At 61.1% G+C, this 14235-nt stretch carries 16 protein-coding genes; 10 read left to right on the plus strand and 6 right to left on the minus strand.

What is annotated here, in order from left to right:
- Positions 1-28 precede the first annotated feature (28 nt).
- Positions 29-604 carry a DUF6436 domain-containing protein gene (locus BB029_RS02115; protein WP_065938071.1) on the minus strand — a complete coding sequence of 192 codons (576 nt, stop codon included), beginning with the start codon at positions 602-604 and terminating at the stop codon, positions 29-31.
- 99 nt (positions 605-703) lie between these two features.
- Here BB029_RS02115 and BB029_RS02120 point away from each other — a divergent pair, with 99 nt between their 5' ends.
- On the plus strand, positions 704-1645 hold the full coding sequence (locus BB029_RS02120; protein WP_065938072.1) for an alpha/beta hydrolase: 942 nt from the start codon (positions 704-706) through the stop codon (positions 1643-1645).
- 44 nt (positions 1646-1689) lie between these two features.
- On the opposite strand, the gene BB029_RS02125 is transcribed toward BB029_RS02120, so the two are convergent.
- Entirely contained in the window at positions 1690-2442 is a 753-nt protein-coding gene (locus BB029_RS02125) for a DUF2059 domain-containing protein (RefSeq protein ID WP_065938073.1), read from the minus strand.
- Between the two features lie 131 nt (positions 2443-2573).
- On the opposite strand from BB029_RS02125, the gene BB029_RS02130 reads away from it, so the two are divergent.
- Positions 2574-3206: a 2OG-Fe(II) oxygenase gene (locus tag BB029_RS02130; protein WP_065924356.1), complete on the plus strand. Its 633-nt coding sequence runs from the start codon at positions 2574-2576 to the stop codon at positions 3204-3206.
- A gap of 2 nt (positions 3207-3208) precedes the next feature.
- Entirely contained in the window at positions 3209-3691 is a 483-nt protein-coding gene (locus BB029_RS02135; RefSeq protein ID WP_027608414.1) for a DUF523 domain-containing protein, read from the plus strand.
- Here BB029_RS02135 and BB029_RS02140 read toward each other — a convergent pair.
- Positions 3642-4166, minus strand: coding sequence for a transporter substrate-binding domain-containing protein (locus BB029_RS02140; RefSeq protein ID WP_065938074.1), 525 nt, complete (start codon positions 4164-4166; stop codon positions 3642-3644). The two genes, BB029_RS02135 and BB029_RS02140, sit on opposite strands and share 50 nt — an antisense overlap.
- A gap of 134 nt (positions 4167-4300) precedes the next feature.
- Between BB029_RS02140 and BB029_RS02145 the strand changes: the two genes are divergently transcribed.
- On the plus strand, positions 4301-4741 hold the full coding sequence (locus BB029_RS02145) for a DUF4399 domain-containing protein (RefSeq protein ID WP_065938075.1): 441 nt from the start codon (positions 4301-4303) through the stop codon (positions 4739-4741).
- 96 nt (positions 4742-4837) lie between these two features.
- Here the strand turns inward: BB029_RS02145 and serA are convergent, their stop codons facing one another.
- Positions 4838-6067 carry a phosphoglycerate dehydrogenase gene (gene serA, locus BB029_RS02150; RefSeq protein ID WP_027608416.1) on the minus strand — a complete coding sequence of 410 codons (1230 nt, stop codon included), beginning with the start codon at positions 6065-6067 and terminating at the stop codon, positions 4838-4840.
- A gap of 205 nt (positions 6068-6272) precedes the next feature.
- Here serA and BB029_RS02155 point away from each other — a divergent pair, with 205 nt between their 5' ends.
- The 4 genes from BB029_RS02155 (at position 6273) to BB029_RS02170 (ending at position 10488) form a co-directional block, all read left to right on the plus strand.
- On the plus strand, positions 6273-7667 hold the full coding sequence (locus BB029_RS02155; protein WP_065938076.1) for an FAD-binding oxidoreductase: 1395 nt from the start codon (positions 6273-6275) through the stop codon (positions 7665-7667).
- A 22-nt stretch (positions 7668-7689) separates the two neighbouring features.
- Positions 7690-8355 (plus strand): fumarylacetoacetate hydrolase family protein, encoded by a 666-nt coding sequence (locus BB029_RS02160; RefSeq protein ID WP_065938077.1) that lies wholly within the window; start codon positions 7690-7692, stop codon positions 8353-8355.
- 170 nt (positions 8356-8525) lie between these two features.
- The gene (locus BB029_RS02165) at positions 8526-9452 is read left to right on the plus strand and encodes an SdiA-regulated domain-containing protein (protein ID WP_065938078.1); all 927 of its coding nucleotides are present in this window, start codon (positions 8526-8528) and stop codon (positions 9450-9452) included.
- Between the two features lie 121 nt (positions 9453-9573).
- Entirely contained in the window at positions 9574-10488 is a 915-nt protein-coding gene (locus tag BB029_RS02170; RefSeq protein WP_065938079.1) for an SdiA-regulated domain-containing protein, read from the plus strand.
- An 18-nt stretch (positions 10489-10506) separates the two neighbouring features.
- Here BB029_RS02170 and rpiA read toward each other — a convergent pair whose 3' ends face one another.
- A complete protein-coding gene (rpiA, locus tag BB029_RS02175) occupies positions 10507-11178 on the minus strand; it encodes a ribose-5-phosphate isomerase RpiA (protein ID WP_053127902.1) in 672 nt (223 codons plus the stop codon).
- 136 nt (positions 11179-11314) lie between these two features.
- On the opposite strand from rpiA, the gene ilvA reads away from it, so the two are divergent.
- Together ilvA and BB029_RS02185 are read left to right on the plus strand one after the other, a co-directional pair.
- Positions 11315-12829: a threonine ammonia-lyase, biosynthetic gene (gene ilvA, locus BB029_RS02180; protein ID WP_065938080.1), complete on the plus strand. Its 1515-nt coding sequence runs from the start codon at positions 11315-11317 to the stop codon at positions 12827-12829.
- A gap of 41 nt (positions 12830-12870) precedes the next feature.
- Positions 12871-13284, plus strand: a complete 414-nt coding sequence (locus BB029_RS02185) for a DUF2269 family protein (protein WP_065938081.1) — start codon at positions 12871-12873, stop codon at positions 13282-13284.
- A gap of 149 nt (positions 13285-13433) precedes the next feature.
- On the opposite strand, the gene BB029_RS02190 is transcribed toward BB029_RS02185, so the two are convergent.
- Complete coding sequence (locus BB029_RS02190; RefSeq protein WP_065938082.1) at positions 13434-14093, minus strand: HAD family phosphatase; 660 nt, start codon at positions 14091-14093, stop codon at positions 13434-13436.
- Between the last annotated feature and the right edge of the window lie 142 nt (positions 14094-14235).

A 14235-nucleotide genomic window follows, 5' to 3' on the forward strand; every position in this document is an offset into this window, starting at 1 on the left:
CATTCCTTACCAAGAGTGGGGTGGCGGGCTACTCATCTTTCGACCACGAACAATAGCAGCCCACCGCCAGGGTGTGCGTGGCGTTCACGTCTCGGCCGGCTTCAAGGGCTTTCAGGATCGGCTCGATAAAACTGTTACTGGCGTTACACGTCAGCCCTTCGCTGTAGGGCCCGAAATACGCGAGCTTGCCGGTGCGGTCCCAGATGCCCACGGCGGGGCTGGCCGGCACCTGGTCGGCGCCGGGCAGGGCGGTGAGGGTTTTCATCTTGCGCAGGTTATCGGGCAACTGGCCGTGGCTGCCGGCTTTTTGCAGGGCATAGAACTCGACGCCCTGAGGCGCGTATTGCTCGATCAACTCGCCCAGGTGCTGCTGGTTGCCGACATTGCACGGGCACGCCGGATCCCAGAAATGCACCAGGCGGATCGGACCGGGGCCGCTGAGTTCGGCGGGCAGGCGCAGAGGGTCGCCGGAGAATACCGCGGTGTGTTCGCTGAAGGCGCGCAGGTAGCGGCCCTGGAACCAGTCATACGCTGTCCACAGCACGCCGGCGCAGATGATCAGGATCAGGCTGGCGAACAGGGCGTTACGGTAAGGCTGTCGCATTCGGATCTATCCTCGCAGGTCGCGTAGCTTGCCATGCTTGTCCTGACAGATGAATATCGCAGCTCGATATTCATCTTCGCCGCAAGTCTGGAAGCCTTTATGCCTGTGACCTTTGACCCTGATCACCTTCGCGAAAGCCTGCGGCCCCTGGTGGACGCGCAACCGCTTTCAGCCGAAGCGCGGGTCTACCAGCGTTTCTACGGACTGGACCTGAGTGCACGCAACGTGCCGACAGTGAGTCGGCTGGGGCGTTTCGAGGTGGCTGGGTTCGAGGTGGTCGCCCAGGTGTGGTGGCCGCCCGTGCCGGTGGCGACGATGTTTATGTTCCACGGCTTCTACGACCATATGGGCCTGTATCGCCACGTGGTGGACTGGGCCCTGGACCAGGGCTTTGTGGTAATCGCCTGCGATTTGCCGGGCCATGGCTTGTCCAGCGGCGCGCGCGCCAGCATCGATGATTTTGCCGTGTACCAGGAAGTGGTGCAGGCGCTGTTCGTCCAGGCCCAAGCGCTGCAATTGCCGCAGCCCTGGCACTTGTTCGGGCAAAGCACCGGCGGCGCGGTGGTGGTGGATCACTTGCTCAACCATGGTGCTACCAGTCCGGCACAAGGCAAGACCCTCCTGCTCTCACCGCTGGTGCGGCCGCGTGCGTGGGGGTGGTCGCAGCTCAGCTATTACCTGTTGCGCCCGTTCGTCAAAGGCATCGCCCGGCGTTTCAGCGAGAACACTCACGACCCGGCGTTCAAGCCGTTCCTGGAAGCCGACCCGCTGCAACCCCGGCAACTGCCCACCGCCTGGGTAGGCGCCCTGGCGCGCTGGATCAAACGCATCGAAGCCGCGCCACGCAGCCCTCGGCGGCCGGTGATTGTGCAGGGTGAGGAAGACATGACGGTGGATTGGCAGCACAACTTGCAGGTGCTGCGGGGCAAGTTCGACCAGCCCGAAGTGTTGATGCTGCCGCGCGGCCGACATCACCTGGCGAATGAGATTCCGCAGATTCGCGAAGAGTACTTCCGGTATTTGACGGACCATCTGAAATAACGCAGTCCAAATGTGGGAGGGGGCAAGCCTCCTCCCACATTTTATTACTGCGCCAGGCTTGAAGTGCTCTGGCCGACTGCCAGACCTGCGCGAATCGCCGCCAGCGCCGCCTGGTAATACGCCTTACCCTCTGGCGACTCCGCAAACGTCGCGAATTCTTCCAGCTCCGGGTCGGACAAATCCCGATAGACGTACAGCAGAGTGTTGTTCAGGTCATTGCCAATCTGTTGCATCAGCCGCTCACGCTGGCCATTCAACATGCCTTGGGCCTGGCCGCCACCCAGCAGGCCGGGGATCATCTGGCTCAAGCTGTCGGCGGCCACGCCGGCGATCGCCAGGCTCACCTCCGCCCCGGCTTCGCGGGCGGGCAGGGCCTGGGCCAGGTGGCCGATGATCAGGCTGCGGGTGGCGTCAGCCTCGATGTGCGGCAGGCCTTGGGCGTTTTTTGCCAACTGGTCACGGCGCGTGGCCAGTAACTCTGCCGCAACGACCTTGCGGCCCAGGGGCGATTGGAAAAACGCCAGGGCCGGCGCTGGGTCCGCCAGGTGCTTGCGTAACTGGGCTTCGGCGCGCTGGTCCATGGCCTGGGCGGCAAAGCGCTTGTTGCTGTTGTCCACCAGCGCCTGGTACACCGCCGGCGGCAGGCTGTTACGGTAGCGTTGCTGGGCAGCACTGAGGGCGTCATTGAAATGCGCACGTTGTTCGGCCCAGCCGGCGACCTTGTACAACTGGTCATGGCCGTCTGCCCAAGCGGGCAAAACGCAGAACATCAGCAAGGAAAAAAACAAACGACGCATATGGACTCCTGTCAGTCGGCCACTATTGTCCGTGTCGGGCGTAGGATTTGTCGAGAAGTCCTATCAGTCAGCTGACTAAAGTGTATTCAGACGCTCGGCGGCTCTGTCGGATTCACAGGCGTATGGATACTATGCGCGCCATGCAAATACCCCTTGATCACCCCCTGCTGCAACGCATCGTCGATGACCTGGCCGAAAAAGGCTGGTCGCAGCAGAACGGCTTCCTGCCCCAGGCTCTGACCCTGGAACTGGCGGCTGAGTGCCGTAAACGTGCGGCCGAGGGTGAACTGGCCCCGGCGGCAGTGGGGCGCGGGCCGGCCCAGGAGATTCGCGAGGGTATTCGCGGCGACCATATCCAGTGGCTGGAGGAGGGCGACGCGGCGGTCTGCGACAGCTATATGGCGTTGATGGACACGCTGCGCCTGGCGATGAACCGTGGTTTGTTCCTCGGCCTTGAGGATTTCGAAAGCCACTTCGCGATGTATCCCCCTGGCGCGTTTTACCTCAGGCACCTGGACCGGTTCCGTGACGATGATCGGCGCATGGTCTCGGCGGTGATCTACTTGAACGACGCCTGGTTGCCCGAGCACGGTGGCCAGTTGCGCATGTACCTCAAGGACGGCGTCGAATACGACGTGGTGCCCAGCGGTGGATGCCTGGTGGTGTTCCTGTCGGGCGAGGTGCCCCACGAAGTCATGCCGGCTACGCGCGAGCGCCTGTCCCTCACCGGCTGGTTTCGTCGGCGCGGTAACGAGCCGTTCTAACCATGCAAAAGATTCTGATCAGCCGCTGCCTGCTTGGCCACAAGGTGCGCTACGACGGTGGGGCCAGCGGGCCGTTCGATCAACTGGCGGCGTGGCAGGCTGAAGGGCGCGTGGTTGCGATCTGCCCGGAAGTGTCGGGCGGTCTGCCGACGCCCAGGCCCTCCGCCGAGATTCCAGGTGGGCAGGGCATCGATGTCTGGGAAGGCCGCGCCCAGGTGCTGACGGCCGAGGGCGAAGACTTCAGCGCCGCCTTCCTCGACGGCGCCCGGCAAGCCTTGGCGTTGGTGCAGCGCCATCACATCCGCATCGCCATTCTCAAGGCCAATAGCCCGTCCTGCGGCAACCTGCTGACCTATGACGGCACTTTCACCGGTGTCAAGGTCAGTGGCGAAGGCGTAACGGCGGCGCTGCTCAAGCGCCATGGCGTGCAGGTGTTCAGTGAGCTGGAGTTGCCTGCGGCGGCACTGGCGTTGGCGCGCCTGTAGGGGCCTGGTCCTCGAACCACTTTTGGGACAGTGCCTTTAATCGGCCATCGTCCTTCACCCGCTTCAACGCCCCATCCAAGCTCGACTTGAAGGCCGGGTTGCCCTTCTGGAACGGGATCGCCAGCTCAGGCTTGTCGTGATAAGCCTCGCTGAAATCGAACTGATCCTTAAGCTCGGCAGTCATAGCGACATGGTTGATGGCCACATCGTATTTGCCGGTTGAGACCCCCGGCAGCATGTCGGCGTCGTCGGCGGTGATAAACGAGGGGCGCACGTCCATTTCCTTTGCCAGCAATTCACCCAGCTCCACTTCAAAGCCGGTGAGTTTGTCGCCTTCCTTGAAATTGTACGGTGGTGTGTTGGCTTCAAGGGCGATGCGGAGTTCGCCGCGATCGTTTACATCGTCGATCAGTTCGGCATGAGCCAGGGGGCTCAGCAGGGGCAGCAACAGTAACAGGCCAGGCGAAAAGCGCATGGTCACTCCTAAAGAATTCGAATGTGCGAGGCGCCGTTCAGCATCGCTTTGCTATGGTGGTGAGTGCCTTGGACAGCAATTTGTCGCGAAGTTGTCAGAACCCTACAGATTTCATGGAAAAACTGGAGAAGCGAATGAAAGCCCTATTGTCCCGTGCAACCATTGCCAGCCTGCTGCTGGGCGCCTCGATGTTGGCGAATGCCGCCGACGGCATCCCGCGCAGTGCTCCACCCGAAGGCGCCAAAGTGTTTATCGTCTCGCCAAAAGACGGTGCCACCGTCGATAAAACCTTCACCGTCAAATTCGGCATGGAAGGCCTGAAGCTGGCCCCGGCCACTGACCAAACCGCAGGCACCGGCCACCACCACCTGCTGGTCGATCAGAAAGCGCTGCCTGACGCCAGTGTACCGATCCCGGCCACCGACACCGTGATTCACTACGGCAAGGCCCAGACCGAGACCGAGCTGACCCTCACCCCAGGCAAACACACCCTGCAACTGGTGGCCGGCGACAAGCTGCACATGCAGTTCGACCCGACTGTAGCCTCGAAAGTCATCACGGTTAATGTGAAATAAAAAAACGGGAGCCCCTGATGGGGCCCCCGTTTTTTATCGGCAAGCTAAAAGCTGCAAGTAGACGCTTTTAGCTTGCCGCTGACCATTCCCGCCGTTTTAGAACAACACGCGGCTACGGATAGTGCCGTTGATGTGCTGCAGCTTCTCTTGCGCCAGGTCCGAGTACTCGGCGTCGACGTCGATCACCACGTAGCCGACCTTCTCGTTGGTCTGCAGGAACTGACCGGAGATGTTGATGCCGTTTTCCGCGAAGACCTTGTTGATCTCCATCATCACGCCCGGGATGTTCTGGTGGATGTGCAGCAGACGGTGCTTGCCAGGGTGAGCCGGCAGGGCCACTTCCGGGAAGTTGACGGACGAGACCGAGGTGCCGTTGTCGCTGTACTTGACCAGCTTCTCCGACACTTCCAGGCCGATGTTGGCCTGGGCTTCAGCGGTGGAGCCGCCGATGTGCGGGGTCAGGATCACGTTGTCCAGGCCACGCAGCGGGCTTTCGAAGATGTCGTCGTTGGAGCGTGGCTCCACCGGGAACACGTCGATTGCGGCGCCGATCAGGTGCTTGTCCTTGATCGCGTCGGCCAGGGCGTCCAGCTCGACCACGGTGCCCCGTGCAGCGTTGATCAGGATGCCGCCTTTCTTGATGGCGCGGATTTCCTTCTCGCCGATCATCCACTGGGTCTCGGCGGTTTCCGGAACGTGCAGGGTGACGATGTCGGACATGCCCAGCAGCTCGGTCAGGCTCGACACCTGGGTGGCGTTGCCCAATGGCAGCTTGGTCAGGGTGTCGTAGAAGAACACCTGCATGCCGAGGCCTTCGGCCAGTACCGACAGTTGCGTGCCGATCGAGCCGTAACCGACGATACCCAGCTTCTTGCCCCGGATTTCGAAGGAGTTGGCCGCGCTCTTGATCCAGCCGCCACGGTGGCAGGAAGCGTTCTTCTCAGGGATACCGCGCAGCAGCAGGATGGCCTCGGCCAGCACCAGCTCCGCCACGGAACGGGTGTTGGAGTACGGGGCGTTGAACACTGCAATGCCGCGCTCGCGCGCTGCGTCGAGGTCGACCTGGTTGGTGCCGATGCAGAAACAGCCGACCGCCACGAGTTTCTTGGCGTGATCGAAGATCTCTTCGGTCAGCTGAGTACGGGAGCGAATGCCGATAAAGTGCGCGTCGGCGATCTTTTCCTTGAGCTGGGCTTCCGGCAGAGAACTGGTGATGTACTCAATGCTGGAGTACCCGGCGGCCTTCAGTACGTCGACGGCCGATGGGTGGACGCCTTCCAGAAGAAGGAACTTGATCTTGCTCTTATCGAGAGAAGTCTTGCTCATCTGCGTAAACCTGTATCCCGGAGAAAAATGGCAGGGAATCGGATCGCTTAAGCTGACCCGGACGGCAGGAAAGCCGTCACCGCAGAAACGCCCTTGGGCTCTGTCCTGCGGGGGCGGTATGCTAGCATACGCGCCCCGCTAAACACCTATTCCTGCGACGTGAAGCGTTCTCAGGATGACCATGAATTGTTCGAGAGTTCTGTCGATGACCCATCCTGCCCTGATTGATGAGCTAAAGACCCTGGTTGAGCCCGGCAAAGTGCTGACCGACGCCGACTCCCTGGAGGCTTACGGCAAGGATTGGACCAAGCACTTCGCGCCCGCGCCGACCGCCATCGTGTTCCCCAAGACCACCGAGCAGGTGCAGGCCATTGTCCGTTGGGCCAATGCGCACAAGGTGGCGCTGGTGCCATCCGGTGGTCGCACCGGCCTCTCGGCTGCTGCCGTGGCGGCCAATGGCGAAGTGGTCGTCTCGTTCGACTATATGAACCAGATCCTCGACGTGAACCTCACCGACCGTACCGCGGTGTGCCAGCCGGGCGTGGTGACCAAGCAATTGCAGAACGTCGCCGAAGAAAATGGCCTGTACTACCCGGTGGACTTCGCATCGTCCGGTTCCAGCCAGATCGGCGGCAATATCGGCACCAATGCCGGCGGGATCAAGGTCATTCGCTACGGTATGACTCGCAACTGGGTGGCCGGCATGAAAGTCGTCACCGGCAAGGGCGATGTGCTGGAGCTGAACCGCGACCTGATCAAGAACGCCACCGGCTACGACATGCGCCAACTGTTTATCGGCGCCGAAGGCACCCTGGGCTTTGTGGTCGAAGCCACCATGCGCCTGGACCGTGCGCCGAAAAACCTCACCGCGATGGTGCTCGGCACCACCGATTTCGACTCGATCATGCCAGTGCTGCACGCCTTCCAGGGCAAGCTGGACCTGACCGCCTTCGAGTTCTTCTCCGACAAGGCCTTGGCCAAAGTCCTCGGCCGTGGCGATGTGCCGGCGCCGTTCGAAACCGAGTGCCCGTTCTACGCGCTGCTGGAATTCGAAGCCACCACCGAAGAAGTTGCCAACCACGCGCTGGAGACCTTCGAGCACTGCGTCGAGCAGGGCTGGGTGCTGGACGGCGTGATGAGCCAGAGCGAAACCCAGTTGCACAACCTGTGGAAACTGCGCGAGTACATCTCCGAGACCATTTCCCACTGGACGCCTTACAAGAACGACATATCGGTCACCGTCTCCAAAGTGCCAGGGTTCTTGAAGGAAATTGATGCGATCGTCGGCGAACACTACCCGGACTTCGAAATCGTCTGGTTTGGCCATATCGGCGACGGCAACCTGCACCTGAACATCCTCAAGCCGGAAAGCCTGAGCAAGGATGAGTTCTTCGCCAAGTGCGCCACGGTGAACAAGTGGGTGTTCGAAACCGTTCAGAAGTACAACGGTTCGATCTCCGCCGAACACGGCGTGGGCATGACCAAGCGCGATTACCTGACCTACAGCCGCTCGCCGGTTGAGATCGAATACATGAAAGCAGTGAAGGCGGTGTTCGACCCGAACGGGATCATGAACCCTGGCAAGATCTTCGCTGTTTAACCGCCCCCGAAGGAGTCGTTTCATGAGCTACCAGCACAAGTATGTCGACGGCACCAATATTCACTTTCCTGTCGGTAAAGTGGTGTGTATTGGGCGTAACTACGCCGAACATGCCAAGGAACTGGACAACCCGGTGCCGACCGAGCCGTTGCTGTTCATCAAGCCGGGCAGTTGCGTCGTCCCGCTGGAAGGCTGTTTCAGCATTCCGACCGAGCGCGGTTCGGTGCACTACGAGGCGGAAATCGCGGTGCTGATCGGCAAGCCGCTGTCGAACAAGCCCAGCCGTGAAGAAGTGCTGGACGCCATCTCCGGCTTCGCCCCGGCCCTGGATCTGACCCTGCGCGACAAGCAATCCGAGCTGAAGGCCAAGGGCCTGCCGTGGGAAATCGCCAAGTCCTTCGACGGCGCGGCGGTGATTGCGCCGTTCGTGGTCGGCAGCACCTTCGCGGACGTGACCGATATTGGCATTCGCCTGACCATCAATGGCGAAGTGCGCCAGGACGGCAACAGCGCGAGCATGCTCAACCCGATCGTGCCGATGATCCAGTACATGGCCGGCTGCTTCTCGCTGCAGGCTGGCGATGTGATCCTCACCGGCACCCCAGCCGGCGTGGGCCCGTTGAATGTGGGTGATGACCTGGTGTTGGAATTGACCGGCGTGAATCGTTTCGAAAGCAGCGTTCGATAAGCACCTGATGTGGGAGGGGGCTTGCCCCCTTCCACATTGGGTCCGAGTCCATTTAATGCATGGGCTTTTGCATTTTTTTCACACCCCATCCGGATAATCCTCAGCCTCCTGCGCGCGGGTCCATTGATCCTGTGCTATCACCTACCGCTGACTTTCCGGAAAAGCACCCAATGGCCGTGTCCCTGCCTTCCGCCACACCCAAACCGCGCTCTCGCTTTGCCTTGCGCTGGTATTCCTGGCTATTTCTGGCGGGTGCCATCGTGTATGGCATTTCCTGGGCCATGCATTGGGACGATCGCGGCGTGCTGTGGCTGTTGGAGGGCTTTGAAACGCCCGCCGAGCGCAGCGAAAGTGTGTGGTTGCCTGACTATCACGTTGTCATCGACGCCAAGGTTTTGCCGGGCATGGAGAAAGACGAAGCCTCGGACGTCTCCTATAACCCGCAGACCAAAACCCTGTTTTCCGTCATGGGTAAAAACCCGTTCCTTGTCGAGCTGAGCCTGCAAGGCGATGTATTGCGCAAGATGCCGCTCAATGGCTGGGACAACCCGGAAGGCGTGACCGTGATGGAAAATGGCCTGATGGCCGTGGTCGACGAACGCCAGCACAACCTGACCATCGTCAAGATCGACGCTGCCACCCAGCAATTGAACAAGGCCGACTTCCCGAGCTATGACCTGGGCCCGTCCAAGGACCAGAACAAAGCGTTCGAGGGGCTTACCTGGGACAAGCGCAATCAGCAATTTGTGCTGGGTGAAGAGCGGCCGCCAGCGTTGTTCACCTGGAAAAGCGACGGCAGCCAGACCCTGGTCGGCGATAAACAGAAACTGGCCAGCAAAGAGCTGGACATGCGCAACCTTTCGGCCCTGGCCATCGATCCGCGCACCGGCCATCTGCTGGTGTTATCGGCCGACTCCCATTTGTTGCTGGAGTTGGATGAGAAGGGTGAACAAGTCAGCTTCATGACCCTGCTTGGTGGCTTCAACGGCCTCAAGAACACCATCCCCCGCGCAGAAGGGGTCACCATGGATGAGGACGGCACGCTCTATATGGTCAGTGAGCCAAACCTGTTCTATCGTTTCGAAAAGCAGAAATAACAGACGAATCACGTCGGATATTTCTCTATTAGCGGCATTCGCCAGACACCAGGGTGCGTTTAAGTTTAAATTCAGACAGGCGTGATATTCATTCGCCACTTTTGACTTTGAGCACCGCCCGATGCGTCGATTTGCCCGCCCCAAACCCATTCTCTTGATGCTCGCGTTGATCGCCCTGGTCAGCGCCGGGGCTGTTGCGCAGCACTTTCGCCTGTTCGAGCGCGCCTGGTTCAACTGGCAGGCCTGGCGTCAGCCGGCGGACGAGCGCTCCATCGGCCTGGCGGATTACCGAGTGACCCTTGAGGCCCAGGTTATCGAGGGTCTCGACGACGATGTCTCGGCCCTCACCTACGATCCGGTACGCAAGAGCCTGTTTACCGTCACCAATAAAAACGCCGAGCTGATCGAGCTGTCCCTTGAGGGCAAGATCCTGCGACGCATCCCGTTGGTGGGGTTTGGTGATGCCGAGGCGGTGGAATTTATCAGCGACAACATCTATGTCATCACCGACGAGCGCCAGCAGCGGCTGATCAAGGTGCATGTGGACGACGATACCCAATTCCTCGACGCCGCCGATGCGGAACAGATGACCCTGGGCCTGCATGTCGGGGGCAACAAGGGGTTTGAGGGGTTGGCCTATGACTCGGTGGGCAAGCGCCTGTTCGTGGCCAAGGAACGCGACCCGATGCTGATCTACGAGGTCCACGGTTTTCCCCATTTCAAACCGGAAAAAACCTACTCGGTGCACGTGATCAACAACCCCAAGCGCGATGCCGGGTTGTTTGTACGCGACCTGTCGAGCCTGCAATACGACGAGCGCAGCGGCCATCTGCTGGCGCTGTCGGATGAGTCGTTCCTGGTGTTGGAGCTGGACATCGACGGTCGCCCATTGAGCAGCCTGTCTCTGCTCAATGGGCGCCATGGCCTGAAAAAACGGGTGCCCCAGGCCGAAGGAATCGCCATGGATGACGAGGGTACGTTGTACCTGGTCAGCGAGCCGAACCTGTTCTACGTGTTCAAGAAACCCAATCCCTGAGACACATTGGGTTTTGCATCAGGCTTTAAGGGTTTTCACGCCTTCGGAAGTGCCCAGCAGCAGCACATCCGCCGGACGCGCCGCGAACAGGCCGTTGGTGACCACGCCGACGATGGCGTTGATCTGGGTCTCAAGCTCCACTGGGTTGGTGATCTGCATATTGAACACGTCGAGGATGATGTTGCCGTTGTCGGTCAACACGCCTTCGCGGTACACCGGATCGCCACCCAGCTTCACCAGCTCACGAGCCACGTGGCTGCGGGCCATCGGGATGACCTCCACCGGCAGCGGGAACGCGCCGAGCACCGGTACCAGCTTGCTGGCGTCGGCGATGCAGATAAAGGTCTTGGCCACGGCCGCGACGATCTTCTCGCGGGTCAGGGCTGCACCGCCGCCCTTGATCAGGTTCAGGTGTTCGTCGCTTTCATCGGCGCCGTCGACGTAGAACTCCAGGTCGCTCACGGTGTTGAGCTCGTACACCGGAATGCCATGGCCCTTGAGGCGCGCGGCGGTGGCTTCGGAACTGGCCACGGCGCCGTCGAACGCGCCTTTGTGCTGGGCCAGCGCATCGATAAAGCAGTTGGCGGTGGAGCCGGTGCCGACACCGACGATGCTCTTGTCGTCGAGTTTAGGAAGGATTAAATCGACGGCGGCCTGGGCCACTGCCTGTTTGAGTTGATCCTGGGTCATGCGGGCTCCGGAACGGGCGGGGAGTAAAGAGGGGCGCGAGTATAACCCAACAAAACCTCCGGATTCGTGTGGTCGCCCGGCCAAACGCTGGGTTAGACTCCTTGGCCCTGCCCAACCCGCCCAGTGATTTCCGCCGATGCTTGAACAGTACGTCAAAAAGATCCTCACCTCGCGCGTCTATGACGTTGCCGTAGAAACCCCGCTGCAGACCGCCCGCCAGCTCTCCGAGCGGCTGGGCAACAAGGTCTGGCTCAAGCGTGAAGACTTGCAGCCGGTGTTCTCGTTCAAGATTCGCGGCGCGTATAACAAGCTGACTCAATTGACCACTGAAGAGCGTGCACGCGGCGTGGTCACGGCCTCGGCGGGCAACCATGCCCAGGGCCTGGCCCTGGCGGCCAAGGTGCTGGGGGTCAAGGCCACGATCGTGATGCCCAAGACCACCCCGGAGATCAAGGTCGAAGGCGTGCGCTCCCGTGGCGGCAAAGTGGTGCTGCATGGCGATTCCTTCCCGGAAGCCCTGGCCTACTCGCTCAAGCTGGTCGACGAAAAAGGCTACGTCTACATTCACCCCTACGACGATCCGCACACCATTGCCGGGCAGGGCACCGTGGCGATGGAGATCCTGCGCCAGCACCCGGGGCCCCTGGACGCGATTTTCGTACCGGTGGGCGGCGGCGGGCTGATCGCCGGCATTGCGGCGTACGTGAAATACCTGCGCCCGGAGATCAAAATCATCGGCGTCGAACCGGACGACTCCAACTGCCTGCAAGCTGCCATGGCTGCCGGCGAGCGTGTGGTGCTGCCCACCGTGGGCATTTTTGCCGATGGCGTGGCGGTGGCGCAGATCGGCCAGCACACCTTCGACATCTGCAAGGACTATGTGGATGAAGTGATCACCGTCAGCACCGATGAGATCTGCGCGGCGATCAAGGACATCTACGACGACACCCGCTCCATCACCGAGCCGGCCGGCGCGCTGGGTGTGGCGGGGATCAAGAAATACGTGGAGACCCGTGGCATCAGCGGGCAAACCCTGGTGGCCATCGACTCCGGCGCCAACGTCAACTTCGACCGCCTGCGCCATGTGGCCGAGCGCGCCGAGCTGGGTGAAGGCCGCGAAGCCATCATCGCCGTGACCATCCCCGAGAAGCCGGGCAGCTTCAAGGCGTTCTGCGAGGCGGTGGGCAAGCGCCAGATCACCGAATTCAACTACCGCTACCACTCCGGCAGCGAAGCGCACATCTTTGTCGGCGTGCAGACCCACCCGGAAAACGACCCGCGCAGTGCGCTGATCGCCAGCCTCACCGGCCAGGGTTTCCCGGTGCTGGACCTGACCGAGAACGAACTGGCCAAGTTGCACATCCGCCATATGGTCGGCGGGCATGCGGCCAAGGTCAGTGATGAAGTGGTGTTCCGTTTCGAATTCCCGGAACGTCCGGGGGCGCTGTTCAACTTTCTTAACAAATTGGGCGGGCGCTGGAACATCTCGATGTTCCACTATCGCAACCACGGTGCCGCTGACGGCCGTGTGGTTGCTGGCCTGCAAGTGCCGGCGAGCGAGCGTCACCTGGTCCCGGCAGCCCTAGAGGCCATTGGCTACCCGTATTGGGATGAAAGCGATAACCCGGCCTACAAACTGTTTCTCGGTTGAGCGACTACGCTGATTGGGGCGGCCTTTAAGGAAAACGACATATGGAAACCCTGACCACCCTCAAAGTTATCCACATCGCCGCCACGGTGTTGCTGCTGCTCAGCGGCCTCGGCCTGGCACTGCTGGCCTGGCGCAAGCGCAGCGCCGGCCCGGCCGTGACCGTGCAGCGCCCGTGGGCGTTCGTGTGGTTGCTGATGGGCGTTTGCATGGTCAGCATGCCGTTTACCGGCTGGTGGCTGGTGCACCTGGTCGGCTGGCCGCTGGGGCAGACCTGGATCCTCGGTTCCAGCATCCTCTATACCGTGGCCGCGCTGGCCTGGTTCTGGCTGGTGGCACGGCTTAACCGGCTGCGCAAAGGCGAGGGCGGCAGCCTGAATTTCACCCTGGTGCTGGCGGTGGTAAGCCTGGTGGGGTTTGTGGCGATTGCCGGGCTCATGGGCGCCAAGCCGGTGTAACGCGGTGAGGGCTTCTGTGGTGAGCGGGCTTGCCCCGCGCTGGGCTGCGAAGCAGCCCTGACAAAGGCCCGCATTTTTCCTGATGAGACCGGTTGGCAGGTTTTGGGGCTGCTTCGCAGCCCAGCGCGGGGCAAGCCCGCTCACCACCGTTACTCGCTACGCAGGGTAATCACCGGCCAACCCCGCTTCTCGGCTTCAGCACGCAGATTCGGATCCGGATCCACCGCCACCGGGTGCGTCACCTGCTCCAACAGCGGCAGGTCATTCATCGAGTCGCTGTAGAAGTAACTGTCTTCCAGGCTGTACCCCGTCTCTTCCAACCACCGATTCAAGCGCGTCACCTTGCCTTCACGAAAGCACGGCACATCCGTGCTGCGCCCGGTGTAGCGGCCATTTTCCATCTCGCACTCGGTGGCGATCAGCGTCTCGACGCCCAGGCGTGCGGCAATTGGCGCGGTGACGAAACGGTTGGTGGCGGTGATGATCACCAGCTTGTCGCCAGCGGCGCGGTGCTTGGCCAGCAGCTCAGCGGCCAGGGGCAGCATGATCGGCTCGATGCAGTCGCGCATATAGTCGTTATGCCATTCGTCCAACTGGGCCATCTCGGTGCGGCCGAGGATTTCCAGGCAGAAGTTCAGGTAGGCGGCGTTGTCCAGCTTGCCGGCCAGGTAGTCCTGGTAGAACTCGTCGTTGCGGGCTTTGTAGGCGACCGCGTCGAGAATCCCCCGCTCGCAGAGGTAATCGCCCCAGGCGTGGTCGCTGTCACCGCCGAGAAGGGTGTTGTCCAAGTCGAATAAAGCCAGGCGCATTGCAGTTACTCGCTGAAAAGTCTGTAAAAAGGCGTCCAGAATACGGTCTTTTCACAAGAGTGCACATAAGGTAAGAAGCCTCGTTGCCGCTGGAACAACCTTTGTGGAACAATGCGGCGACATGCGTTTGCGAGGTTGTTGC

Origin of the sequence: Pseudomonas sp. S3E12 (assembly GCF_001702295.1) — a bacterium.
Lineage (GTDB): Bacteria > Pseudomonadota > Gammaproteobacteria > Pseudomonadales > Pseudomonadaceae > Aquipseudomonas > Aquipseudomonas marginalis.